The sequence below is a fragment of the uncultured Aquimarina sp. genome, assembly GCF_947492115.1.
In the GTDB taxonomy this organism is placed as follows: Bacteria; Bacteroidota; Bacteroidia; order Flavobacteriales; family Flavobacteriaceae; genus Aquimarina.
The window spans coordinates 992757-1017519 of record NZ_CANLMM010000001.1 but is presented as its reverse complement, the minus strand read 5'-3'; the positions used below and the strand labels follow the sequence as shown (position 1 = coordinate 1017519).

General features: G+C 32.1%; 24 protein-coding genes. 12 read left to right on the top strand and 12 right to left on the bottom strand.

Going from position 1 to position 24763, the window contains the following annotated elements:
• Nucleotides 1-79 precede the first annotated feature (79 nt).
• Together Q1A73_RS04575 and Q1A73_RS04570 are read left to right on the top strand one after the other, a co-directional pair.
• Nucleotides 80-664: a sigma-70 family RNA polymerase sigma factor gene (locus Q1A73_RS04575; RefSeq protein WP_299602193.1), complete on the top strand. Its 585-nt coding sequence runs from the start codon at nt 80-82 to the stop codon at nt 662-664.
• 75 nt (nt 665-739) lie between these two features.
• Nucleotides 740-889, top strand: a complete 150-nt coding sequence (locus Q1A73_RS04570; RefSeq protein WP_299602190.1) for a hypothetical protein — start codon at nt 740-742, stop codon at nt 887-889.
• 40 nt (nt 890-929) lie between these two features.
• On the opposite strand, the gene nth is transcribed toward Q1A73_RS04570, so the two are convergent.
• Entirely contained in the window at nt 930-1580 is a 651-nt protein-coding gene (gene nth, locus Q1A73_RS04565) for an endonuclease III (RefSeq protein WP_299602187.1), read from the bottom strand.
• A 156-nt stretch (nt 1581-1736) separates the two neighbouring features.
• Between nth and bcp the strand changes: the two genes are divergently transcribed.
• Together bcp and Q1A73_RS04555 are read left to right on the top strand one after the other, a co-directional pair.
• Nucleotides 1737-2186, top strand: coding sequence for a thioredoxin-dependent thiol peroxidase (bcp, locus tag Q1A73_RS04560; protein WP_299602184.1), 450 nt, complete (start codon nt 1737-1739; stop codon nt 2184-2186).
• Nucleotides 2187-2412: 226 nt separating this feature from the next.
• Nucleotides 2413-4527, top strand: coding sequence for a T9SS type A sorting domain-containing protein (locus Q1A73_RS04555; protein ID WP_299602182.1), 2115 nt, complete (start codon nt 2413-2415; stop codon nt 4525-4527).
• Between the two features lie 260 nt (nt 4528-4787).
• Here Q1A73_RS04555 and Q1A73_RS04550 read toward each other — a convergent pair whose 3' ends face one another.
• Entirely contained in the window at nt 4788-5216 is a 429-nt protein-coding gene (locus tag Q1A73_RS04550; protein WP_299602180.1) for a DUF1801 domain-containing protein, read from the bottom strand.
• Nucleotides 5217-5396: 180 nt separating this feature from the next.
• On the opposite strand from Q1A73_RS04550, the gene Q1A73_RS04545 reads away from it, so the two are divergent.
• Both Q1A73_RS04545 and Q1A73_RS04540 read left to right on the top strand, forming a co-directional pair.
• Nucleotides 5397-6251 carry an SPFH domain-containing protein gene (locus tag Q1A73_RS04545; RefSeq protein ID WP_299602178.1) on the top strand — a complete coding sequence of 285 codons (855 nt, stop codon included), beginning with the start codon at nt 5397-5399 and terminating at the stop codon, nt 6249-6251.
• A gap of 2 nt (nt 6252-6253) precedes the next feature.
• On the top strand, nt 6254-6433 hold the full coding sequence (locus Q1A73_RS04540) for an Arc family DNA-binding protein (RefSeq protein WP_219007515.1): 180 nt from the start codon (nt 6254-6256) through the stop codon (nt 6431-6433).
• A gap of 51 nt (nt 6434-6484) precedes the next feature.
• On the opposite strand, the gene Q1A73_RS04535 is transcribed toward Q1A73_RS04540, so the two are convergent.
• From Q1A73_RS04535 to Q1A73_RS04515, 5 genes are all read right to left on the bottom strand, one after another.
• Entirely contained in the window at nt 6485-6952 is a 468-nt protein-coding gene (locus tag Q1A73_RS04535; protein WP_299602169.1) for a hypothetical protein, read from the bottom strand.
• A gap of 73 nt (nt 6953-7025) precedes the next feature.
• A complete protein-coding gene (locus Q1A73_RS04530; RefSeq protein ID WP_299602167.1) occupies nt 7026-7361 on the bottom strand; it encodes a TfoX/Sxy family protein in 336 nt (111 codons plus the stop codon).
• 3 nt (nt 7362-7364) lie between these two features.
• Complete coding sequence (locus Q1A73_RS04525) at nt 7365-8189, bottom strand: alpha/beta hydrolase-fold protein (protein ID WP_299602165.1); 825 nt, start codon at nt 8187-8189, stop codon at nt 7365-7367.
• 125 nt (nt 8190-8314) lie between these two features.
• Entirely contained in the window at nt 8315-8785 is a 471-nt protein-coding gene (locus tag Q1A73_RS04520) for a hypothetical protein (RefSeq protein WP_299602162.1), read from the bottom strand.
• Nucleotides 8786-8889: 104 nt separating this feature from the next.
• A complete protein-coding gene (locus Q1A73_RS04515) occupies nt 8890-10335 on the bottom strand; it encodes a TonB-dependent receptor (protein ID WP_299602159.1) in 1446 nt (481 codons plus the stop codon).
• Nucleotides 10336-10508: 173 nt separating this feature from the next.
• Here Q1A73_RS04515 and Q1A73_RS04510 point away from each other — a divergent pair, with 173 nt between their 5' ends.
• On the top strand, nt 10509-11270 hold the full coding sequence (locus Q1A73_RS04510) for an MBL fold metallo-hydrolase (RefSeq protein ID WP_299602157.1): 762 nt from the start codon (nt 10509-10511) through the stop codon (nt 11268-11270).
• Nucleotides 11271-11334: 64 nt separating this feature from the next.
• A complete protein-coding gene (locus Q1A73_RS04505) occupies nt 11335-11793 on the top strand; it encodes a hypothetical protein (RefSeq protein WP_299602154.1) in 459 nt (152 codons plus the stop codon).
• Between the two features lie 85 nt (nt 11794-11878).
• Here Q1A73_RS04505 and Q1A73_RS04500 read toward each other — a convergent pair whose 3' ends face one another.
• Nucleotides 11879-14746, bottom strand: a complete 2868-nt coding sequence (locus Q1A73_RS04500; RefSeq protein WP_299602151.1) for an esterase-like activity of phytase family protein — start codon at nt 14744-14746, stop codon at nt 11879-11881.
• Between the two features lie 329 nt (nt 14747-15075).
• On the opposite strand from Q1A73_RS04500, the gene Q1A73_RS04495 reads away from it, so the two are divergent.
• The 3 genes from Q1A73_RS04495 to Q1A73_RS04485 are packed head-to-tail and all read left to right on the top strand — an operon-like array spanning nt 15076 to nt 18864.
• Nucleotides 15076-17481, top strand: coding sequence for a TIM-barrel domain-containing protein (locus Q1A73_RS04495; RefSeq protein WP_299602148.1), 2406 nt, complete (start codon nt 15076-15078; stop codon nt 17479-17481).
• 47 nt (nt 17482-17528) lie between these two features.
• Nucleotides 17529-17918, top strand: a complete 390-nt coding sequence (locus tag Q1A73_RS04490) for a hypothetical protein (RefSeq protein ID WP_299602146.1) — start codon at nt 17529-17531, stop codon at nt 17916-17918.
• Between the two features lie 19 nt (nt 17919-17937).
• Nucleotides 17938-18864, top strand: a complete 927-nt coding sequence (locus tag Q1A73_RS04485; RefSeq protein WP_299602144.1) for a GyrI-like domain-containing protein — start codon at nt 17938-17940, stop codon at nt 18862-18864.
• Between the two features lie 57 nt (nt 18865-18921).
• Here Q1A73_RS04485 and Q1A73_RS04480 read toward each other — a convergent pair whose 3' ends face one another.
• Nucleotides 18922-19464: a hypothetical protein gene (locus Q1A73_RS04480; RefSeq protein ID WP_299602142.1), complete on the bottom strand. Its 543-nt coding sequence runs from the start codon at nt 19462-19464 to the stop codon at nt 18922-18924.
• Nucleotides 19465-19585: 121 nt separating this feature from the next.
• Between Q1A73_RS04480 and Q1A73_RS04475 the strand changes: the two genes are divergently transcribed.
• On the top strand, nt 19586-20179 hold the full coding sequence (locus Q1A73_RS04475; RefSeq protein WP_299602140.1) for a YdeI/OmpD-associated family protein: 594 nt from the start codon (nt 19586-19588) through the stop codon (nt 20177-20179).
• A 13-nt stretch (nt 20180-20192) separates the two neighbouring features.
• Here the strand turns inward: Q1A73_RS04475 and Q1A73_RS04470 are convergent, their stop codons facing one another.
• From Q1A73_RS04470 to Q1A73_RS04460, 3 genes are all read right to left on the bottom strand, one after another.
• Nucleotides 20193-22730 carry a PQQ-dependent sugar dehydrogenase gene (locus Q1A73_RS04470; RefSeq protein WP_299602138.1) on the bottom strand — a complete coding sequence of 846 codons (2538 nt, stop codon included), beginning with the start codon at nt 22728-22730 and terminating at the stop codon, nt 20193-20195.
• Nucleotides 22731-22802: 72 nt separating this feature from the next.
• A complete protein-coding gene (locus tag Q1A73_RS04465; protein WP_299602135.1) occupies nt 22803-23462 on the bottom strand; it encodes an alpha/beta fold hydrolase in 660 nt (219 codons plus the stop codon).
• Nucleotides 23463-23500: 38 nt separating this feature from the next.
• Complete coding sequence (locus Q1A73_RS04460; protein WP_299602133.1) at nt 23501-24307, bottom strand: hypothetical protein; 807 nt, start codon at nt 24305-24307, stop codon at nt 23501-23503.
• Nucleotides 24308-24763: the final 456 nt, after the last annotated feature.

Genomic DNA, 24763 nt, shown 5'->3' with positions numbered 1-24763 from the left:
GCGCCTATAGCACACCTTTACTTTAAAGTTTAACAAAGCCCGAGCCCCAAGCTTGTTGGTACTAAATAAAGTAATAGGTATGAAGGATTACACTATTTCAGACGCTGTGCTGGTTAATAATTACATCAAAGGTGACGAAAGCGCACTTTCTACACTAATCGAACGTCATAAACAACGTATTTACAGTTTTATTTATTCTAAAGTTTTTGATAGAGATGTATCAGAAGATATATTTCAGGATACTTTTATTAAAGTGATTCGTACGCTAAAACTTGGAAAGTATAATGAAGAAGGTAAATTTTTACCTTGGGTAATGAGAATTGCGCATAACCTAGTTATCGATCACTTTAGAAAAGGAAACAGAATGCCAAAATTCGAGGATAATGGAGAGTTTAGTATATTTTCTGTTATCAGTGATGGTGATTTAAATGCTGAAAAAAGAATTATTAAAGATCAGGTAGAGGAAGATTTAAGAAACCTTATACAAGAACTTCCAGAAGATCAAAAGGAAGTTTTGGTAATGCGTATGTACCGTGATATGAGTTTTAAAGAGATCTCGGATAAAACAGGTGTAAGTATTAATACTGCCTTAGGAAGAATGCGTTATGCATTAATTAACTTAAGAAAAGTAATAGAGAAAAATAATATTGTTCTAACAAATTAACATTTCTTTATGCAATAAAGTAGAATTTGCCTCGTTATTTATAAAAAAATAACCCTTAATTTAAGATAAATTAATATGGCAAAATTTTACTTTAAGTCTTCTCAGAAAGAGGAGCAACAACAATTAGTACCAAAGAAAATTACAGTAGATTTTCTTTTAAATTACTCAAAGGCTTTAAGTGTTATAGATTATAAGAAAATGAAGTTTGAAGCGCTTCTAAATTAAAACTAAACTTTGTAAAAGACCTGTTTCCAAAACAGGTCTTTTATTTTTTATAGTACTCGTTAATTACAGATTTCCTTCCAATTGTCTTTGTAATAATATCTTTATCTAGATTCCATCCTCGTGCAGGAGAGTACTCTCGTCCATACCATATGATCTGAAGATGTAGATCATTCCACAATTCTCTTGGGAACAAACGTTTTGCATCTTTTTCGGTTTGAGTAACATTCTTACCATTACTAAAACCCCAACGATACATTAAACGATGTATGTGTGTGTCTACTGGAAATGCTGGTACTCCAAAGGCCTGAGACATTACAACACTGGCTGTTTTGTGTCCAACTGCTGGCAATGCTTCCAATGCTTCAAAACTTTGTGGAACCTCTCCATTGTGTTGGTCAATTAGTATTTGTGATAATCCATGGATACCTTTGGACTTCATTGGGCTTAATCCAACAGGTTTGATAATTTCTCTAATTTCTTCCACAGATAACTTTACCATAGTGTAGGGGTTATCAGCACGTTCGAATAGGAGTGGAGTAATTTGATTGACTCGCACATCAGTACTCTGAGCACTCATTAGAACTGCAATCAGTAGGGTATATGGGTCTTTATGATCTAAAGGAATAGGGATGGTTGGATATAATTCTTTAAGTGTATTTATGGTGAAATCTACTTTTTCCTTTTTAGTCATAACTTATTTTTGTGCTAAAATATGAATATTTGTATGTTTTTAGGAATCTAATAAAAGCATAAATTTTTAATAAAATTGTTTCAGGAAAATAATTTTGTTCTAACTTTATCAAAAAAGTTTAAACAAAATATAATTTTTATCATTAACCACAATAATATGACATCATTAAAAGCAGGAGATAAAGCTCCAAATTTCTCGGCATTAGATCAGGATGGTAATACCATTAGTTTAGAAGATTATAAAGGAAAAAAACTTGTGGTTTTTTTCTACCCCAAAGCGAGCACACCAGGTTGTACTGCTGAAGCATGCAATCTGAAAGACAATTACCAAACATTTCAATCTCAAGGGTATGAGATTCTTGGAGTAAGTGCTGATAGCGCAAAGAGACAACAAAATTTCAAAAACAAATATGAACTACCTTATCCTCTATTAGCGGATGAAGATAAAAAGGTTATTGAAGCTTTTGGTGTTTGGGGACCTAAAAAATTCATGGGTAAAGAATATGATGGTATCCATCGTACTACTTTTGTTATTGATGAAAATGGAATATTATCTGAAGTAATTACAAAAGTAAAAACCAAAGAACACGCTGCACAGATTTTATAAACTAGATTTAAACTAGACAATACATAATTTTTAAAAGCCATATGTTTCAGACATATGGCTTTTTTCTATTTTTAGATCGAAAAAAGCTGCCAAATCATTAAAAAAACACTTACTAGTTAACTTATAACGAATTCTATTTCTTTTCTAACATTTTATTGGAGTAGAAATATTTTTGGATCATGATTTTATCACCCAAAGTTAATTATTGAGAAAAAAATTAAAACCTATGAAAAGAACTTCACTCACTCTAATTATTATTATTTATTGTATTAATATTTATGCACAAACATCTAATTCCTTAATAAATAAATCCACTGTATTATTTACACAAGAATCAGCAGCTACTCCTTTTAATTATGATCAATATAAAGCTGATGGCATTTTTTGGGGATTTATGCCAAATGCTAGTATTGAGTCTGATGCTGCTATGAATCAATGGGTTTCAAAAGTCGAAAATCGTACTTCAAACGGTAAGTATTATTTCGGTAGAGGAGAATTTGATTGGGGATGGAAATGGATGATTGATTTTATGGATGATCCAGAATCGTATTGGGCAAAAGATCTTAATGGTAATAATATTCATTGGGGAAATGCTGCCGATAACGGAGGTACATATAATGGCCAGATACATAGTTGGATGAGTCATCAGGGACCTGATTTTTTAGAATGGTTAAAGTATCAGGTAGATAGAATGACTTTAGCACCTGTAACACATATGATGTTTGATTCACAAACATCTGCTACCAGAACTTTACATTGGTTAGGAGGAGATTTTTCTGTGCATTCGATGAATGGTTTTAGAGCATATATGAAAGATAAGTACACCACTCAGCAGCTTATGGATCAAGGGATTAATAATATTGATAATTTCAATTATCGTCAGTTTTTAATTAACAGAGGATTCACGCTTCAAACTTATAGAAATCGAGCAAATAGTATCAATGGCAATATTCCGTTATACAAAGACTTCGTTTATTTCCAACGTCAATCCCTAAATGATACAATGGAAGAGCTATTTGATTATATAGATACAATTAGACCTGGTATCGATATTGGAGCAACTACAAACGTAGTGGAACCTAGAGGGTTTGTTTTCTCCGATCGATTAACATATCTAGCAGGAGAATATGGTCATCCTCATGATCCGGCGACAAGTCCCTCTACAGAGCCACTATTACATTATAAAGCTGCTGAAGCTCTTGATAAAACTTTGATATATTTTCCATATCCAGATGCATTTCAGGCGTTGTATAATAGAAATTCTCCTAGACAAGCCCGAGCATGGATTGCACAAGCATATGCAACAGGTTCTATTTTTACAATTCCAGGTAGAGTATGGATAGGAGGAAGCAATACTTGGGATACTGGTTGGGAAAATTTTGCAGATTTATACGCATTTGTTCATGATCATAGTGATTTATTTGATGATTATCAGGCAGTGTCGAACGTAGCTCTTGCGTATTCTGTATACGCTTCTTTATTAGAAGGCGGAATGTCTGGCAGTTCGAATGCTCGTCAAACACTTGATTATTTAGTAACAAGAAATATTTCATTTGATCTAAAAATATTCGGGGATCCTGATCAACCCATAAGTCCATCTGCCTCGGAATTATCGCAATATGATGTGGTAGTGCATGATAGTGATATTCAATATTTAACGACAGAGCAAAATGCAACTATTAATTCTAGTGGTATTAATATAGTTTCTATGAATAATTCAGGAGATATACTTGGACTTACTTCATGGAAAATTAATGTTTTAAGTAATAATCAGTGGGTCAATTATTTAATTTCTGCCTTGCCAAGAAAGTCTTCTAATGATCCTGATGCGCCTTATGTGTTGCATTTAGTTAACAGAAAATATGATGCTTCTAATGATGCTGCTCAAGCCCATAATGATATTTCTGTACAAATTCCATCTGCTGTTTTCCCAAATGCTATTGTAGGAGCAAAACTTCACATTCCTGGTAAGCAATCTGTGGATCTTTCTGTACAAACAGATAATTCTGGAAATATCACTTTAGATATCGGTACTTTTGATTCTTGTTGGGGTGTGGTAGAATTGGTTCATGATAATACTCTATCTAATGAGGATATTGAGTTTAATGAGGAAATAGTTTCCTTTTATCCAAATCCAGCAAATACTTCTATTTATATTAAAAATTTCAGTTCCTTAGATATTTCATCCGTAGATATTTATGATATGCAAGGAAAGAAAATAATCAGTAAAAAATTAGAATCAAGTGAAATAGACGTGTCTTCTTTGACGAAAGGTGTCTATTTATTAAAAATAAAGAATAATTCAGGTGATAGGGTGGTTAAAAAATTAATTAAAAATTAACCTTTACAACTTAAAGCCATATGTACTAGACATATGGCTTTCTTTGTTCTAGAAGCGTCAATGTTCCAAGGATCTCCTCGCCAGTAAAACATAAACAGTTTAAAAACGAGAGAAGTTATTTGAATATTCTTTGAATGTTCTGTGAACTTTATGGAGATTTTTACTGATTAGATTTCTATAGATTCCATTATAAAATTGATGAATATTTAAAGTCTAAAAACATTTTCCTATCAAATTATCATCAACTTACTCTGGCGGATCTACATGCCTAAAGTTGGTAAGTGTTTTACAGAATGATATTGTAAGGCAGCCTTTATACAGCTTTTGAGTTCTGGTTCAGGAATTTTAAAATCTAAAGGAAAAACAATGGCTCTATTTCCTTCAAACTGAAAAGTGTCTTTATAAACTACTCTAAAGGTGGTAACTAGTTTGCTAGTGCATTGAAAATACATTGCATACTGATCGGGTGAGCCTTTTTTCCAATCTATTCTGATTGTACTTCCTTTCTTGGTTAAGAAGCTTGGTTCTCCCCATTTTAGGGTTTCTTCTATATTAGATATTCCTTCTATTTCTTTTGCTGTCTTAATTATCAAGTTTCTAAGATCCATAATCTTTGGGTGAATATGATTGGGATATGAATCATACACCGATTGTACTTTTGGATTTACTTGAATATTAAATGAGGCCATTTGTTTATAAACCTGTTTTATGTTTTAGAAGCTCTAAGTTATGTAAATAATTATTTTATTCTTATAAGACTTTCTAAGAATTTGAATGTGATAATCGCGCTAGTTTTACCTGTTTTATCATCTGTGATTTTCAAAATTCAAATAAATTTAGTATTATTGTGATATCAAAATAATATCATTATGAATAAAGAGACTAAAATTAAAGCAACGAATGGATATGTAATGCTTATGGTACTGCTAGTATTTATTGTAGGTACGATAGTAGGTTTGGTAACAATGGATAATCCATTATTTTTAATCTTTATACTACCAATTATATTAATAGCGAAAGGTTTTTTTATAGTGAATCCAAATAGTTCTAAGGTGTTGGTATTGTTTGGAGCTTATAAAGGAACGGTTAGAGATAATGGTTTCTTTTGGGCAAATCCTTTTTTTAGTCGTCAGAAAATTTCGTTAAGAGCTAGAAATTTTGATAGTGAACGTGTAAAGGTGAATGATAAAATCGGAAACCCCATCATGATCAATGTAATTTTGGTCTGGCAGGTAGCAGATACTTATAAATCAGCTTTTGATGTGGATAATTATGAAGAGTTTGTAAAGGTTCAAACCGATGCTGCTGTTCGTAAATTGGCAGGATCGTATCCATATGATAATTTCGATGATGAGCAAGCTGAATTTACACTTAGATCGGGTATGGATGAAGTAAATGAAGCTTTAGAAAACGAAGTTACCGAGCGTTTGGCAATTGCTGGTATTAAAGTGATGGAAGCTAGAATTGGATATTTGGCATATGCACCAGAGATTGCAAGTTCTATGTTAAAAAGACAGCAAGCTGTTGCTATTGTAGCAGCTAGAAAGAAAATAGTAGAAGGAGCGGTAGGTATGGTAGAAGATGCGTTGCAAAAATTGTCTACGGATAACATCATAGACTTTGATGATGATAAAAAAGCTTCTATGGTAAGTAATTTAATGGTAGTTTTATGCGGTGATAAAGAAGCTGTTCCGGTAGTAAATGCTGGAACTCTAAATTCTTAATTGTGAGTAAAAGAAAATCATTCGTACTAAGAATAGACCCAGAAATGTTTAAGCAGATCGAAAAATGGGCAGATGATGAATTTCGTAGTGTGAACGGACAGATAGAATGGATGATCAATAAAAGCTTAAAAGAGGCTAAAAGACTACCCAAAAAACGAAAAGATGAAAGTGATGATTCTTAATGAGTTGTCACTTTTCGTTTACTGAAACTAAATAATCTAAGTGTTATTTTATTATTTAAACCAAAGGGGAGATGTTAATTCCTTTATATGATCATTACATTTCTTAAGTATTTGAGCATTTGTTCTGTGTATTGTATCATTTTTTGAAATAAGAATTTCAATGTTGCATTCACTTGAATCATCTATAAATGAATATACGGGAACTTCTTTATCGTTTAAGTTTTTTATTTTTCTTTTATTACTGTATATAGATTCATTATCTAACAAAGCTTTACCTTCAAATTCGTTTGACTCTTTCCAGTTTTTTCCTATTGTTAATTTATATTTAATACTTACGCTATCCGTATATCTAATGTATAATCCATAAGTATAAATATCACCTTCGTTAGTACCTACCTTATTAATGTATTGCATTATTTGTTTAGAATCAATGAATTCTTTGTGTGATTGAATTTGAGAAAATACTTTAAAAGAAACTAAGGTTAAAAATGTTAAAAGATAGAGTTCATTTTTTATCATTAAATAATATTTTATTAACGTGAATTAAAAATAAAAAGTAGTTAAATTTTTGATTATATATAATTAAGAAGCATCAGGTTCTTTTCTTCTTTTTTCTCTTCGGTTTTGGCTCAGGAAGTTCTTTAACGGTAATACTCACTAGTTCACTTAACCAATCCGAATCCTCTATTTTTTCTTCGATCAAGAAACTTGGTTTGGCTCCAGGGTAGGGAGGAGCCTCCACGATATTTCCAATAAAATCTCTTCCTGATGTAGTAGGTTTTATAAATAGTTTATTATCACAAACAAGACCAAACATTTTACCGTCAGCATATACTCCATATTCTCCAAACATCTTTTTTGCATTTATTTCTCCAGTATTTTTGATTTGTCCTACTACAAAATCTACAAAGTTTTGATCAGAAGCCATTTTTTATTTTTTAGGTTTGAATATTTTTTCGAAAGCGTTATAAACTGCTAAATGTAATGCATCTCCATGATTTTGCTTTTCGAAAAATTCGTAATATAATTCGGTATTATCGTTCTGTAGTAACTTCAGTTTGTCATATAATTCTTTGGCAACTCTTTTCATAATTTTCCCTTCTTCACCAACAGCGATATAAATTGATTTTTCAGAGTTATAAGGTGCAGGAACATATGTAAGTAACGATTCATCATCCCACCATAAACTAGGACTTGTAATAATATAGTTATCGAAAAGATTAGGTTTTTTAAACAAAATTTCTGTTGCCAAAAGTCCGCCTAAGGATTGTCCTATGATAGTTTTAGTAGCAGTTGTCTTATATTTTTTCTCTATGAAAGGTTGTAATTCTTTTTCAATAAAATTGATAAAATTTTCTGATCCACCTGTAGTAGGAAAATCCTCTTTGTCTTTTTTATTATTAGTAGGATAGGTAAAATCTCTTTTTCTATCTACATTGGCTATACCAACTACAATAGATTCTGGGATCATGCGAATCCAGGAGAATGAACCAAATTGTACGAGACCTGATATATGAATAAAATCTTCATTTATAGAACCATCTAATAGATAAATTACAGGATACGTTTTTATAGAATCTTTAGAGTATTTATGAGGTACATAAATATTCAGTACTCTTTTTTCTTTTAGAATTTTTGATTCAAATTCGATTTTTTCTCCAATTGAAAGTGGAGTAGTAGTATGTTTATTTTGAGCTAAAACTATATTGCTAAGGAGGCAGCATATGAATGTTATAAAAATATTTTGAATCTTCATTTGTGCTTTATTTCTGTAAATTGATGTAACTAGGTTTTATTTTCTTTTATGAAATAGGCATTACAATCCTTTTTTGAATTAGTAATACATTTTTCTCATTTTATTCTTAATATATAAAAATGTATTCAATCTTGTATTGATTTATAGTTTGTATATATCAGGATTTTTAATTCAGCGTAATTTTTGAACTGATCAGAGTTAAATCTTATCGCAGAGTCATCCATTAGTTGTATTTCAAACTCTTCGCTACCATAAACTTGAGTTCCTTCTTCAGCGGATGATTTCTCTCTTCGGGTTTTAAACCCTTTTATTTGATCAAAAGAAATTGATTTAATTTTATTATTTAATAAAGACTTAATTAATATTTCATTTTCAGTCACGCTAATCTGTTTCAAGTTGCGGATAAGAAATCTTCTGGTTGTGAAAATTAGCCATGCCGCTGAAAAAATACCAATCCATAAGGTGATATCTCGAAAATCTATTTGAATGTTATTAAAGGGATATAAAATGTTTACTAAAGTAATACATAACCAAGCAAAAAATACAATAAATGATTGGATCCAAAACCCAGTTCTAAATTTAGAAGTTACTCTCATTATATTGTATGTATAGTTGGTTTATAATGAAATATAGCTACCCTAAAGGATAGCTATATTAAATCTTATAATGAACTGAAATCATCAATTAGCGCGCTAATCGATTAAACGGTCTCTGTTTCTTTATATCCAAAGAAATTATTCTCCTTAATCATTTCTGGAATAAGTTCTGGTAGTTGTTCTTCCCAACCAGATTCTCCGTCTTGTATTTTTTGTAAAACTTCTCTGGAGAAAATATCCATAATCGTAGGATCATAGTCTACAATATCTTGCAGTTTACCATTATATTTAAAGAACTTGTATAATTCCTTCATTCTTGGATGTACTTTCAGATTTTCACTGGTTGTAAGCTCTCCTGTCTTTGGATTTTTAAGAGGGTAGAGGTATACTTTCAGATCCTTGAAGAACAATTTTCCAAAAGCTTCCAAAATACCACCACTTAAGTGACGATAATATTTTTCGTCAAAAATATCCACTAGATTGTTTACACCCATAGATAAAGCCATTCGCTCTTTGGTATAATTGGAGAAATATTCTACAACTTTATAATATTCCTGGAAGTTGGAGATCATTACCGTTTGTCCTAATGAACATAATAACCTAGCTCTAGACATAAAATCTTCTTCATCGATTTCTCCTTCTGCTCTTAGGTTAGAAAGTGTAATTTCAAAAATCTCTATGGTTTTATTCTTATTTACTTTATTCTCATTAAGAAACATATTTAATGATTTCTTGTAAATATCCATGTTTACTTTGGTCACTGGTCTAAAACTACCGCGAAGTGCGAGAATGTTCTTTTTGTATAATACTGCGGCTGGTAAAACGTTATTACCATCAGGACCAAACATTACAGCTTCCGTCATTCCATTTTTAACCAATTGTAAACTCATCAATCGGTTATCTACTTTCTTAAATCTCGGACCAGAGAAATTAATGGTATCAATTTCGATTTGATCTTTATCTAAATGATCATATAAATATCGAAGTAATTTTTTTGGATTATCATACTTATAATAGGCTCCGTAAATTAAATTTACTCCTAATATACCAAGTGTCATCTGTTGTAACTTGGCGTCATTTTCATGAAAACGAATATGAAGAATAATCTCATTATAATCTTCATCTGGTTTCGTTTGATATCTGATACCTACCCATCCATGACCTTTATACTTTTTTGCAAAGTCGATAGTAGCAACAGTATTGGCATAACTGAAAAATAATTTGTTTGGATGTTTTTCTCTGCTGATACGTTGTTCAACTAACTTTACTTCGTGCTTCAGCATTTTCTTTAATCGAGCTTCTGTCACATATCGTTTATCATCTTCGATTCCGTAGATAGCATCACTAAAATCTTTATCATAAGCACTCATGGCTTTTGCGATAGTACCAGAAGCACCACCTGCTCTAAAGAAATTACGTACAGTTTCTTGTCCGGCACCAATCTCTGCGAAGGTACCATATATATTGGCATTTAAATTAATTCGTAAGGCTTTACTTTTAATTGAAGGGACAGACTCAAATTCTTTGTCTCCCATAATCGTAATAGGCATAGCAAAATGGGCTTTTTTTGTTTAACGTAAAGTTACTAATAGATTAAGGATTATTAAAAAAAAGTGAACGTAATTTTTCGCATTTTATAATTGATATAAATAATAACTGTAGAAATGAATTACTTTTGGCGCAAAAAAATTATAAGTACATTTGCTTGTACGCATAGTTAAATATGGAAATTACATTTCTTGGAACCGGAACATCACAAGGAATTCCAATCATAGGAAGCACACATCCTGTATGTTTAAGTGAAGATCAAAAAGATAAAAGATTACGAGTATCTGTACTTGTCTCTTGGGATAAATATCAGTATGTAATTGATTGTGGTCCTGATTTTAGACAACAGATGCTAGCCAATAAGGTAACACGAATTGATGGAATTCTTTTTACACACGAACATGCAGACCATACCATGGGAATGGATGATATACGTCCATTCTTTTTTAGACAAGGTGATATTCCAGTATATGCGCATAAACGAGTATTAGAAGCTTTAAGAGAAAGATTTAGTTATATATTTTCTTCAGAAAATAAATATCCAGGAGCACCCAGTGTTATAGAAAATGAACTAACTAACCAACCATTTTCACTGGGTAACCTGGATGTGATGCCAATTGATCTCATGCATAATAGATTGCAAGTTTTTGGATTTAGGTTTAAAGATTTTGCTTATTTAACTGATATGAAAACGATCGAAAAAGAAGAAACCGAAAAATTAAAAGGAGTAAAGGTGTTAGTGGTCAATGCACTTCGAATAGAACCACATCATTCTCATTTTAATTTAGACGAAGCTTTGGCATTTATAGAAGAAGTAAAGCCCGAGAGAGCGTATCTTACACATATTAGTCATATGCTAGGCTTTCATGAAGAAGTGCAAAAACAACTCCCAAAAAATGTATTTTTGGCGTACGATAATTTAAAAATTACCATTTAATATGCGAAGTAGAATATTTCTATACTTATTTATTTTTTCTGTCTTGTTTGTTTTATTTCAGTTCATGAATGCCAAAAAAGCCAAAGAATCTTACGATGGTAAGATTGAGAATCTAATGGCAACAATAGCAGAAAAGGATAAAGAAATTGAAACTAAAAATCTTGAAAGAGATTCGTTGATAGATCGTGTTTTAGAACTTACTTATTTTTCTTTGGAAAGTGATGAAGAAGCGATCAATTATTTTGAAGAGCAAGGTTATGATGCAGAAAAACTGGAATTAACGATTAGTGACCAAATTATAGCTCAAAACAAAGCTGGAGCTGATAATCCAATAGTTCCTTATGAAGGAATGGAAGGAAACATGGCAATTAATAAGGTACGATTGTTAAATCATAAATGGATTATCGCAGATTTTACTGATGGAGTGTATTGGGGTCAATTATTTATTATTTACGATGTACGTAAGGATGGAGTGGTAGATTTTGAAGTGGAGCAATCCTTTTTATATCCTAGAAGCCAATAAGAAACAAGAAGAAATATGTAGAAAAAGACCTGTTCATTATAAACAGGTCTTTTTTGGTTTTGACAAGTTGGTTAATATATTAGATTTATTTTTTTACAAGTTTTTTCTTAATGAATTCGCCATCCACTTCTATAATGGCAAAGTAAATTCCTGTAGCTATTCTAGCACCTCCGTCGGATAATGCATCCCAGGTATATTCAAAACCATTCTCATTAATATTAGATGTATTGTCCACTTTTTTCACAAGATTTCCTGCTATATCATAAATATCAATCGCTACAGATTTGATGTCATTTTTTGCATACTCAAAAGTTACCTTATTCGTAAAAGTATTTGGGTATGCTTTAAAATCATCATTTTGAAGTCTTGAGGTAGTATTTTCTTTCGTATACCACGGCATTCCTAATCGTTGATCTAACCATAGTAAGATAAACTCATTATCATCTGGTAATCCTTCGCCCACATGTCTTCCTACACTAAATGGATAGTTGTTGTCATTTAATACTCCAATAAGGAAGGGGTTAAATACTACTACACTCTCTATAGTAACAAATGGGAAAGCAAAATCTCTTCCAATTCCTACATCACCGGGTAATCCTGGTTCGGAAATTCTTCTTGGATCTCTTATTTTTAATAGATCAACGTTTAATCTCTTTTGTACTAAAGTAGAATCTTGATCTAATTCGATTTCATAGATGGCTTTAAAACCTTCTAAATCTCCTTGAGAACCATCTCTTTCAATGATTAACCCTCTTGTTCCACTAAACATAATGAAATCACCAATAGCAGTTGCTCTTTCGTTCAGCGGATATTCATATTTGTTATTTGTGTATGATTTACTAGCAAGATCAAATTCGTGAATCAATAAGTTATTAGATTCGCTACCTTCTAATGGTTTTTCTAATAATGGTAGTAATTTTTTATTGTCAGTGGTTAAAGCCATTCCCTCAAAACCACCACTTTGTTTTACATTAAAAGGTGTATCTAATTTTGTTACTCTATATGGCCAGTACATTCCTGCTAACCAAGGAGTGTTTTCACCATTTTGATCCTGAAGATTTGTTCCATCACCAGCATCTCCTACTTTTGGAAAATCACCAAATAAACAAACAGTTCTAATAGAAGGATATTGTTTTTGAGAAATTAATAAAGTTCTAAAGTCAAAACTTTGAATATCTGCACGGTCCTCTAAATTATTGGCTACTATAATATCTGCAATCGCTTGTGTAAATGTTTCCGGATCTACAGTTCTTTCTGCGAATACATCTCCACGATCATCTACATCAGTTCTTGGGTTTATTTTAGTTTCTATGTTGAAACGAACTTTGACCGCGTTTTTCCATCGTCTAGTAGCATCTGGTGTTGATGCTCCAGCACCATTTTTATAATACTCCACATAAAACTCAACAAAATCAAATAGTTGTTGCAAAGAAGGCATGATATAAGGATCGATAAACCCTCTTTCATTAGCAAAAGCTACAGATACAGGAGATAAGGCTAGATCATTTGTTTGTACAGGTCTACCAGCTAATATTTTGTCTGCAATAAAAGTATTTTGAATTTCAGCTAGCGTAAGATCTTTTACTAAAACTTCATCCTCAAATTCATAAGGTGTTCCATCTGCTTTTCTTGTTTTTGCAGCTTCGATATGTGGATCATGATCCAAAACAGGAACTCTATCTAAGGTAATTCCGCAATCCGTTTCTAAAGTAGGCATTAAGTAATCTAATGCAGCTTCCATAGAAGGTAAAGTGTTTTCAGGGCGTAAGTTTCTAGCTCCGCGATGTCCTTGAGCATCAAAAAGATTTACATCGATCAGTCCTTCTTCATCTAAATAGTCAGAACGTCCGTCTTGGTTTTTATCAAAATTTTGAACTGCTTCTAATAATAAGTCAGGACGATCAGAAATAATACCTTGCAGATCTAGATCTAATAGTCGATTCATGTTCTCAGAATCATTAACAGTATATACAACAACAGGGTGTCCAGCTCTGTTTAAAGAAGAAACATTAAATAATTCGCTAGAAGCCTCTGATAATCCATTTGGAGGAGTATTTCTGCTTCCTACCAATGTATTCGTATCATTATCATCTAACATTACAAACCAAGGAGACATTACTGGTGCTTTACTACCATTAGCTTGTGCATGTGAACGCATTGCATTCATAATTCTAATAGCACTAGCTTCTTCGCTAAAAGGATTTTGTGGAGCTCTTAATTCTTTGCCAGGATTGTCTAAATCAGGTAGCGCATAAGGTGCATCTAATAAGACACCATTCTTATCAAAATGCAGTAAGAATGGGCCAAACTCATCACCAATCCAGTAGTCGCCATTAGCTGTTCTCTGAATAGATTCGATATCAAAATCAGCACCTGTAAGTATTCTTTCATCACTAAAGTGGTTGGTAATAGCAAAGGGAATCAATCCATTAGGATCTCTTAATTCGATAAAATCAAGCACTTGGATATCTCCTTCACCTCTTCCAAAGAACGTTTCAAATCTAGGTCTAATTTTGTATAATCGTAAGTTATAGTCCGCAGAGTTTTCAATGCTACCAAAACCATTATCAGACATCGCAGTGAATGTTCCGTCGAAGTTATTTAGTACAGCAGAGAAACCCTGAATCGGTTGTTTACCTGTAAATGGAAGTTCTTGTTGGTTGATTGGACCATTTCCAATAAATAAACCAGAAGTTGGTCCTTCAGAAAAACTAGGGGCTTCTAATACTGCTCTAGAGAATAATAGATCTCCAAAATTTCTGAATGATCTACCTTGACCTTTGGCATAAACCTCTTTACCGTAATGATTATCTTTTGGAAGATCAAACGATAATTTTGTTTCATCATTTTGTTTTTGTGCGAAAGTTGAAAAAGAGAAAAGTGAGCCTAAACAAGCTGAAACACATAGTGTTTTCTTGAATCTACTTACCACAGAGTAAGAATGATTTTTCATGTGTGATACGATTAAGATTAAATTGGTTATTAATACCCTAAAAGTATAGTTTCGGTATTACCAAAATGTTTAGTGTATCTCAAGAAATGTTTAGCTTAAGGTTAGGTGTTTTATATTACTGTATAAGTGTATGAATACGCTTACGTTTAAGGAACAGCTTGTCTATTGGTATAACGAAAACGTTGTAGTAATCTGTTGTGATTTTTGTTGCGTTTTTTGAATTTCGATGAAAATTTAATAATTCGACCATAGCGATTGTTGTTATATCCCTATTGTAAAGGGATTCTGCTATATTTGACTCTTATCTATTGTCGAAAACTCTATACCAAATGAATTCAAGATTTTTTTCTATTTTGCTCTTAGGAGTGTTTACCTTTTTATCGCTTTCTTGTAAACATAATTCTAGTGATGCCATCGCTAATTATAGTACGTATAAAAAAGATGGTTTTATAGAAATTCCTAGAGATAACGGAAAATATATTATCAAATTATATTCGAATAAAATTGCAGAGACTTCTTTTATACCTACTGGTGAAACTTATAATGAGTCATCTCATGCAGTAATTTTGAAAAATGGAATAGAAGCCAATCTTACTGAAACCGATGGATTAATTACTTATGGAGTTGCAAATGGAATTAGTGTAAATATCTCAAAAGAACCTTTTCATATATCTTATCTGTACAATGACAAAGAGCTTATTTCTGAAAAAGATGGGTACGTAAAAACAGATACTACAGAGATCTTAAATTTTAATTTAGATAAAGAAGAAGTGATTTATGGAGCAGGTTCACGAGTAGTAGGAATGAATAGAAGAGGAAATCGATTACAACTGTATAATCGAGCGCACTACGGATATGAGACACGTTCTGAATTGATGAATTATACCATGCCTCTAGTTTTATCATCAAAAAAATATGCCGTTCATTTTGATAATGCACCGATTGGATTTCTTGATATCGATAGCAAGAAAGATAATACGTTAAGTTATGAAACCATAAATGGAAGAAAAACATATCAGGTAGTTGCAGGAGATGATTGGAAAGACTTAATGGATCAATATACAGACTTAACAGGTAAACAACCGCTACCACCTAGATGGGCTTTTGGAAATTTTGCCAGTCGTTTTGGATACCATTCTGAAATAGAAACAAAAGAAACAATTGCTAAGTTTAAAAAGGATTCTATTCCTGTGGATGCAGTTATTTTGGATATCTATTGGTTTGGTAAAGATATTAAAGGTCATATGGGAAATCTTGAGTTTTTAAAGGATTCATTTCCTAATCCAAAACAAATGATTAATGATTTCAAAGATCAAGGAGTCAAAACGATATTAATTACAGAGCCATTTATATTATCAACTTCTAAAAAGTGGGAAGAAGCAGTAGCTGAAAAAGTGTTGGGTAAAGATTCTATTGGAAATCCTTTCGTCTACGATTTTTACTTTGGAAATACTGGAATTGTAGATATTTATGATCAAAAGGGAAAAGATTGGTTTTGGAATATTTATAAAACCTATACAAAAGACTATAATATTGCTGGTTGGTGGGGAGATTTAGGTGAGCCCGAAGTGCATCCATCTGCTTTATTACATGCTACAGGATCTGCAGATGAAGTACATAATATATATGGTCATGATTGGGCAAGATTGGTTCAGGAGGGATATCAAAAGGATTTTCCTAATCAACGTCCTTTTATCTTAATGCGTGCTGGGTATTCTGGTTCTCAGAGATTCGGAATGATCCCTTGGTCTGGAGATGTCAGTAGAAGTTGGGGTGGTTTACAACCGCAAACAGAGATTGCATTATCCATGGCTATTCAGGGATTAGGATATATGCATTCTGATTTAGGAGGATTTGCTGGAGGCGAAAAGTTTGATCCCGAATTATATACACGTTGGTTACAGTACGGAGTTTTTCAGCCAATTTACAGACCACATGCACAAGAACATATCGCTCCGGAGCCTGTTTTTCATGATACAAAAACGAAAGAGTTAGCTAAGCAAAGTATCGAACTCAGATATCAAATGCTTCCTTATAATTATACATTGGCATTTGAAAACAACCAAAAAGGAATGCCATTAATGAGACCTCTATTTTTTGAGGATATGGATACTAAAGAATTACAAACAGTTTCTAATACATATTTATGGGGAGATAATTTTTTAGTATCTCCAGTTGTAAAACCTGGAGTAGCTTCTAAAGATGTATATTTTCCTAAAACAGCAAACTGGTTTGATTTTTATTCAGGAAAAAAATATGAAGGAGGAAGATATATTACAGTAGAGACTGAAGAAAACCACATACCAGTTTTTGTAAGAGGAGGAGCATTTATACCCATGGTTGCTACCGTACAAAACACAGAATCGTATAATACAAAAGAGTTGACTTTACATTATTATTATGACGAGGCGGTTAAAAATAGCAGTGATATTTTATATGATGATGATGGAAGTACACCGAATGCCTATGAAAAAGGTGAATATGAACTTTTAACTTTTGAAAGCTCAACGGCTGATGCCATACTTTCAATGAACTTTACTGCAGAAACAGGAGCTAATTTTGAAAAAACTAAAAGAAGCATCTCTTTAGTGATTCATAATATCTCAAAAGCTCCTGCATCTATTCTTATTGGCGATCAAGCTAGAGAATTTGATTGGAATGAAGAAAAGGCTCTAATAACTATAGAATTTGAATGGAATTCAAATCTTGATCAAAATTTAAAAATACAATTTTAGTTAGTTTATATTCTTTATATTCAACTCTGTTCTATAAAAATAGATAGATGGGGAAATATAAAGATGCCGAATGGTATATAAAAAACAGCAAAGAGCTTATACAAAAGTATGGTGATATTCCACCACCATGGATATATGCACCTAATATTCATCCGTATAGTATTGGATGGAGAATGGGGGGAGGAGAAACGCATATGATAATTTTAGATGAATGGTTGGATGAACAAGATTTATCTTTTGAAGAACGTGTAACTTATCTAAAAAAATATCCAGTTCCTGCGAGATGGTACTCATGGATCATACATTTTTTATGGGAAGTTGATTCTTACGAATTTACAGAATCTGATTATATTCCATATTTTGAAAAACTTGAAGAACTAGGTTTTAAGAATACAAAAGACTTTCACAAAGATTTTAGTAGAGAAGATTTAGACTAAAAAGTGGACAATAAATACTATGGAATTTGATTCAGAACAGTTTCTAAAGAAAGAATATATTCAGAGAATTAATTTGGCACTTGAGTTTATTGATCATAATCTTGATAAAGAGTTGTCATTAGATATTATTTCAAATGTAGCTTCATATTCGTCATTTCATTTTCATCGTATTTTTAAAGCGATCATAGGTGAAACCTTAAACTCCTATATCGGTAGAAGACGTTTAGAAAAAATAGCTTCTATTTTAATGCATAAGGAAAAAGTAAGTATAACCGAAGTAGCTTTTCAGTTTGGTTTTAGTAGTAATTCTTCACTAACTAAAGCCTTCAAAAAGTTTTATGGAGTAAGTCCAAGTGAGTTTAGAAAACGGCTTCCCAATAAATTTAGCAAGATTGGAAAAGTGAAAAGCAAGAATGGAAAAGAAGAGCTGTTGTTTGAGCAATACATTTGCAACATAACTAATCACTTAAAATGGATTGAGATGAATACAAAAATTGAGATTAAAGAATTACCAGATTTACATTTCGCTAGCATTACACATATTGGAGTAGAAGGTATCGAAAATACTTTTGAAAGACTCTTTAAATGGGGAAGATCTAATGGCATTATGAATGAGAAAGACACTAAAGTTGCGAGGGTATTTCACGATAGTTTCAAGGTTACATCAATAGATAAAGTGCGAATGAGTATTTCTCTATTATTGGATCGTAAAATTAAGTCTGAAGGAGAAATACAACCACTTACTATTGTTGGAGGAAGAAGTATCGTAGCGAGTATGGAAATTAAGCCAAGTGATTTTGAGAAATCTTGGAGTAGTTTATTTGTTTGGATGAATGATCAAGGGTATACAAAATCAGAGAAAACTCCTTTCGAAATATATCATAATGATTTTAGAGAACATCCAGAAGGAAAGTTTTTGGTAGATTTTTATATTCCGATATTATAGTCTAATTATTAAACAATATTGTTTTATTCGATGTTGTTTTTAGTACTAATAAAGGATTTAGTTCATCATTGAATATTTTCTATAATTACGAGTAGATAGATATTCCTTTTTGAGATTTCTTAAGAATGTAATTACCTCCTCTTTTTGAGGGTAGTTTTCCTTTAAAGGATCCATAAACTCTTCATCATTTACTGTTAATGCGATGTACCATGTACCACTTCTGGTTGTGTAAATATCTTCCATTATCGGGCCATGATCATATCTTGATAGTACTCCGTCAATTACCATTGGAGCTAAATTTACCATATTGGAAGTTCTTTCAACTTCGTAAAAAGAAAAGTAAAATTCTTTTTCATCTATTTTGAAAGGAACATTCCATTGAACATTTAGATCATTTAATTTAAATTTCGCATTTACGAATTTATAAAACTCATTGGCGTCTTTAGGGTCTTCAAAAATAAAAGCACCTCTTTTAGGAAGTTGTTTTTTAAATTTTTTACCTGTAGTGACCTTATAATCCTCAATTCTTGGAGCAATTTTCGTTGGAAAACAAGAGTTACACAATAGCATTAATAAAAGTCCAAAAATTAGAGTTTTCATTGTTTTAATTTTATTTTTTTTGATTATCAAGTTTTATACCATAGTTTTCTTATATGTAAAAAGATATAAGTATATTGAAGTTAATCAATGAATTATGTGAAAGTTTGAATCAAAAAGAGGTATGCAGTACAATACATCAGTAGAAGAATTTATCTCAAAAAAGCCAGAGTGGGTGAAGAGCTTGCAATTGCTTAGATCCATTATGCTAACTACCGAAATGGAAGAAACTATTAAATGGGGAGTCCCTACGTATACAATCAATGGTAAAAATATTGTTGGCATAAGTGCTTTTAAGTCTTATGTCGGAATATGGTTTCATCAGGGAGTTTTTCTGAAGGATCCCTTTAATCAGCTAATAAATGCACAAGAAGGAAAAACAAAAGGTCTAAGACAATGGAGGTTTAGTTCTTTTGATGAAATAAACAAAGATCAGGTATTAGCATATGTGTTAGAGGCAATACAGAATCAAAAAGAAGGTAAGGAAATAACTATCGAAAGATCTTCTACGGAAATAGAAATGCCAGATCGATTGAAAACGGAGTTAGAGCAGAATAAAGAACTAAAACTAAACTTTGATAAGCTAACACCCTTTAAGCAAAAAGAGTATATGGAATATATTTCTACAGCTAAAAGAGATGCTACCAAAGACGCTAGATTACAAAAAATAATACCAATGATTTTAAAAGGCATTGGCCTGAATGATAAGTATAGATAATCTTTTTTTTAACTTATCTCTTAATGATTTTTAGAGTTTTCTTGTCCTTTATGGTAAGAAAGTACATTCCGGTTTTTCTTGTAGAAATATCCAAGGAACTACTAAATCCTTCTCCTATAATTTTTCCAGTAATATCTGTAAGAATCCAATCAGTTTTTTCTGGAAGTTCTACAATACCAGTGGTAGGATTAGGATAAAGATACACTTGCTCTTCTTGTATATCCGGAGTGCTTAACACGCTATCTGATATCCATTGAGCAGTATTATTAGCATTATTTGCACCTGCAATAGAGAAATTACCTCCTGCGAATAACGTATCGGTATCATTAGTATTGGAGGCAAAACTTAGCGTGTTTATTTTTACATTAACACCAACATTAGTATTTGTTCCTAGTGCTTGCCATCCATCAGTTTCACTCCATCGAGCAATATTATTTACGATAATACTAGTAGAGTTATCAATATTGGCGGTATCGAAAGCACCTCCTACATATATATGAGTTCCATCGTGGCTTAGCGTATTTACAATATTATTTACGCCATTATCCAAACTAGACCAACTAGATGAGGTTTTGTTCCATCTGGCAATACGATTTACGGTTTGTCCACCCGCAATAGAGAAGTTCCCTCCAATAAAAATTTCATTTCCTGAAATTGCGATCGCTTCAACAAAGCCGCTCGTTCCTGTTCCAAGAGTACCCCAATTGCTTCCATTCCAAGTGGCAATTCGATTAGCGGTCATATCACCGGCTTCATCAAAATTTCCACCAACATACAATATCCCATCCGTGTCTACAGCTAGAGATCGTACTTCATTGTTAGTTCCGGAAACTGAAGAGGTATTATCTGTTAGAGCTGACCATGAGGCACCATTCCAAGAAACAATATTTCTCACTGTAGTACCATCAACAGTTTCAAATACACCACCTACATAGACAAGATTGTTATCTAGTTCTATGGCTGCAACAGTACCATCGATCCCAGAACCTAAAGCCGACCAAGAAGTTCCATTCCACATAGCAATATTATTTGCAGCAACACCACCAATTTCGGTAAAACTACCTCCTACATATAAGTTGCCATTTGAAGCAATTTTAAGAGCATTAATAGTACCATTAGTACCAGTGCTCAATGTTCTCCATCCAGAAGATTCATTCCAAACAGCAATATTATTTGCATTTATGTTTCCAGCTTCGGTAAAAGTACCACCATGATATACATCTCCGTTGCTATCTGTCGCTATTGCTTGCACTATTCCATTTGGTATTCCCTGGTTAAGAGGATTCCATTCTCCTATACCATTTACAGCAGTTCCTGATGGGGTAGAGGTACCATCCACAAGCTTATATAATTGAGCATTACTTCCGTAATCACTAAAGTAGAGTTCTCCGTTTTTATCCACTCCAAAGGATGAGACAAATTCTCCAGAAGTATTAAATAGTAATGTGCTGCTTGCATCTCCGGTAGATGGATTATAGTCTAAGACCCAAACTCTTCCGCTTACATAATCTCCGAAAATATATTTTGAGCTAATATCTGGGCTAAGACTTGTTATTTCGGAACCTCTATACACATATCCACCTGTTATTGATCTATCTCCCTGATTTCTATTATAAAAGTGTACAGGGAATTCCGTAGGTCCTGAAATAGAAACACTACTATTGGCTACAGAATTAGCTTCGAAACGACTCCAACCATAGTTTTTACCATTTTCTATAAGATTCACCTCTTCAAAAGCACCTTGTCCTACATCAGCACCCCATAATCTTCCTGTAACATCATCAAAAGAGAATTTCCAGGTATTTCGTATTCCGTATGCATATATTTCATCTAATCCATTTACTCCTACAAAAGGATTATCGCTGGGTATTTCATAATTTCCATTAGGTAAATCGGGATTGGTTTCAACAGCATTATTTCCATCTAAGTCCACATCAATTCGTAAGATACTACCGAAAACAGTATTTTTATTTTGTCCATTTCCTTCAGGATCATTTCCACCGCCACCATCTCCAATAGAAATGTATAGATATCCATCAGGACCAAATTCGATTTTACCACCATTGTGATTGCTATTATTTTGGTTTTTATCGAACTGAAAAATAACTAATTCACTATTGGGATCTACAAAATTAGGGTTTGTAGGGCTGACTGTAAATCTAGAGAGTACCATTCTAACAGTAATTCCTGAAACTGGACTATCAGTGGTATAGTATGTATAAAAATATCCATTGGTGTCATAATCTGGATGAAATGCTAATCCTAAAAGGCCCACTTCTTGTCCATCTCTAAATCGCACACGATCAGTAATATTTAAAAAAGTATCAACTTCACTCTCTAGTACATTACTTCTTCTCGGAAACACCTTAATTCGTCCTCTCTGTTCTAGAATAAACATTCTGTCGGTTCCATCTCTTGGAGACTGAATTTCTACCGGAAATTCAAAATCGATATTTGGAAAAGCATTTTCATAAGTGATCTGTGCTGTTCCTATTAAGGTAAAAGAAAATAAAAAAAATAGGAAAACAATTGGAGTAGTTAGTGTTTTCATTTGAAGAGTTTTAAGACTTGTGGTTTTAATTCAACGAAAACAATAACCGTTTAGTATAGCATGAGTATACTTTTACAAATGTTTAGCTAACCAATCTTTAAATTGATAAAAATTTTGTGGTGCTACACCATGACCCACAGGAAATTCATTTAGTGTTGTTTGTATTCCTAGTTCATTTAGTTTAACAGGAGCTTTTCTTGCCCAATCGATAGGAATTACTTGGTCTACACTACCATGAGAACAATAAATATTTAGCTTTGAAAAATCCTGATTTTCGTAATTTTCTTTAAGAATATCTTCATTTAAATATCCACTTAGCGCAATTACATTTTTTACTTTATTAGGATATGATAATGCAACTGAATAACTGAGTATGGTTCCCTGACTAAAACCTAATAATGTTACATTACTGGCATCTAATTGGTAAGCTTCAATAGCTTCATCGATAAAGTTGGCAATCATATCACGAGATTCTATAGCCTGTGCATCATCACTAAATTTTCCTTGTGCGGCGTCAAAATAAATAGCATACCAAGCATTTCCATACGGTTGCATAGGATAAGGAGCTCTTACAGAGATAATGCATAACTCTTCTTGTAACTCTGGTGAAAAAGAAAATAAATCATTCTCATCACTACCATATCCGTGAAACATAAATAAAACAGGAGTCTTATCACTTTTAATAGTTGGAGTTTTAATGATGTGATGTAATGAAAGTGTCTTAGTTTGCATATTGCTAATTTTTTATGTCAGTCTGGGCTTTTCGAAGTCTATTTTAATTGTAAATGAATATGGTCATCATGTCTTACCGCTTTACACCCGTGAAATCTTATTTTAGGATTTGTTAGATGTAGTCTGTTTTTTAGATGAGGTTCGATAAAAATTTTACCAACTTTCTTTTCATTTGCGCTTGCCAAAATTAAATCTTTTGTGGCGGTTTCAGAAAGTTTCAATTGATTATTTACAAAACCAAATGTTACGTACTTGGTAAAGTCATATTGCCAATATCCTTTTTTCTTACATCTATGAGTTTGATCAATTTCATTGCCAACAGGATTTACAAAAGCACCATATCCAAATAAGGAAGGCTTTTTATTAGTTAGTTGATTGTCTACATCTTTATAAATGAATGAAATATCTATTTTTTTTCCATCATTGTGACTAAGATGAGGAAGCAAAGGGAATTTATCTATAAATGGAAAATTAGCATCTAGATATACCAATTTGATATTAGAATGCTTTAGACTTATTTTTTTAGCAATTGCTTGTATGGAAAGATTTAAATCGGGAGTAACGTAATTTCTATTGGATAGTACAGTAAAAAATGAACAAGCTTCTATGTATTCCGTATTCTTAATTTTCTCTCTACCAAATAATGGCGCTAAATAAGGGACTAAAATAAAAGTACATGTTATGTAGGTTACTAGGAGTATACCGTACTTCTGTATTCTGTAACCTTTGTTTTTTTTAAGGTATAGTACTTCTATAATCAAATAGATGATACCTCCAATTTGGGTAAGTAGTGTTAATAAAAGAGCTAATAGAAATTTCCCTAGGATAAATAATATTTTGTTCATTAAATAATGTAGCTTTATTCTTACTAATATAAATTGCGTTTAAGTGTTTATATTGTTGAAATTCAATATTTAATACTTAGTTCGTAACAATTTCACTCTTTTTTATTATATAAAAGTCGCTTTATTTTTCGATTAAATGTTAATATTATCGATGAAACGCATTTACAATTGTTAAATATGTGTTAAAACAATAAGTTATTTATGGTTTAACCGTAATCTTAACATAGATTTAAGAAATTTTTGATACTCGACGTTTTTATAAACTTATGATATGATTAAGTTTATTTATTTGAAAAATAAGTGTTTATGTTGTTTTGAAACAATCTAAATGTTCTTTGTTAATGTACTATTATCTAGTTAACTGGATTAGTAAAAAATTATTATTGATCATATAAAATATAGTTATCGATTATATAGAGCTGCCTAACGTATGTAATTTGTACTTCGTCGATTAGC

Bases quoted from the DNA above. Each gene is read 5' to 3' on its own strand.
- Q1A73_RS04575 (WP_299602193.1), top strand. From the start codon at position 80: ATGAAGGATTACACTATTTCAGACGCTGTGCTGGTTAATAATTACATC.
- Q1A73_RS04570 (WP_299602190.1), top strand. From the start codon at position 740: ATGGCAAAATTTTACTTTAAGTCTTCTCAGAAAGAGGAGCAACAACAA.
- nth (WP_299602187.1), bottom strand. From the start codon at position 1,580: ATGACTAAAAAGGAAAAAGTAGATTTCACCATAAATACACTTAAAGAA.
- bcp (WP_299602184.1), top strand. From the start codon at position 1,737: ATGACATCATTAAAAGCAGGAGATAAAGCTCCAAATTTCTCGGCATTA.
- Q1A73_RS04555 (WP_299602182.1), top strand. From the start codon at position 2,413: ATGAAAAGAACTTCACTCACTCTAATTATTATTATTTATTGTATTAAT.
- Q1A73_RS04550 (WP_299602180.1), bottom strand. From the start codon at position 5,216: ATGGCCTCATTTAATATTCAAGTAAATCCAAAAGTACAATCGGTGTAT.
- Q1A73_RS04545 (WP_299602178.1), top strand. From the start codon at position 5,397: ATGAATAAAGAGACTAAAATTAAAGCAACGAATGGATATGTAATGCTT.
- Q1A73_RS04535 (WP_299602169.1), bottom strand. From the start codon at position 6,952: ATGATAAAAAATGAACTCTATCTTTTAACATTTTTAACCTTAGTTTCT.
- Q1A73_RS04530 (WP_299602167.1), bottom strand. From the start codon at position 7,361: ATGGCTTCTGATCAAAACTTTGTAGATTTTGTAGTAGGACAAATCAAA.
- Q1A73_RS04525 (WP_299602165.1), bottom strand. From the start codon at position 8,189: ATGAAGATTCAAAATATTTTTATAACATTCATATGCTGCCTCCTTAGC.
- Q1A73_RS04520 (WP_299602162.1), bottom strand. From the start codon at position 8,785: ATGAGAGTAACTTCTAAATTTAGAACTGGGTTTTGGATCCAATCATTT.
- Q1A73_RS04515 (WP_299602159.1), bottom strand. From the start codon at position 10,335: ATGCCTATTACGATTATGGGAGACAAAGAATTTGAGTCTGTCCCTTCA.
- Q1A73_RS04510 (WP_299602157.1), top strand. From the start codon at position 10,509: ATGGAAATTACATTTCTTGGAACCGGAACATCACAAGGAATTCCAATC.
- Q1A73_RS04505 (WP_299602154.1), top strand. From the start codon at position 11,335: ATGAATGCCAAAAAAGCCAAAGAATCTTACGATGGTAAGATTGAGAAT.
- Q1A73_RS04500 (WP_299602151.1), bottom strand. From the start codon at position 14,746: ATGAAAAATCATTCTTACTCTGTGGTAAGTAGATTCAAGAAAACACTA.
- Q1A73_RS04495 (WP_299602148.1), top strand. From the start codon at position 15,076: ATGAATTCAAGATTTTTTTCTATTTTGCTCTTAGGAGTGTTTACCTTT.
- Q1A73_RS04490 (WP_299602146.1), top strand. From the start codon at position 17,529: ATGGGGAAATATAAAGATGCCGAATGGTATATAAAAAACAGCAAAGAG.
- Q1A73_RS04485 (WP_299602144.1), top strand. From the start codon at position 17,938: ATGGAATTTGATTCAGAACAGTTTCTAAAGAAAGAATATATTCAGAGA.
- Q1A73_RS04480 (WP_299602142.1), bottom strand. From the start codon at position 19,464: ATGAAAACTCTAATTTTTGGACTTTTATTAATGCTATTGTGTAACTCT.
- Q1A73_RS04475 (WP_299602140.1), top strand. From the start codon at position 19,586: ATGCAGTACAATACATCAGTAGAAGAATTTATCTCAAAAAAGCCAGAG.
- Q1A73_RS04470 (WP_299602138.1), bottom strand. From the start codon at position 22,730: ATGAAAACACTAACTACTCCAATTGTTTTCCTATTTTTTTTATTTTCT.
- Q1A73_RS04465 (WP_299602135.1), bottom strand. From the start codon at position 23,462: ATGCAAACTAAGACACTTTCATTACATCACATCATTAAAACTCCAACT.
- Q1A73_RS04460 (WP_299602133.1), bottom strand. From the start codon at position 24,307: ATGAACAAAATATTATTTATCCTAGGGAAATTTCTATTAGCTCTTTTA.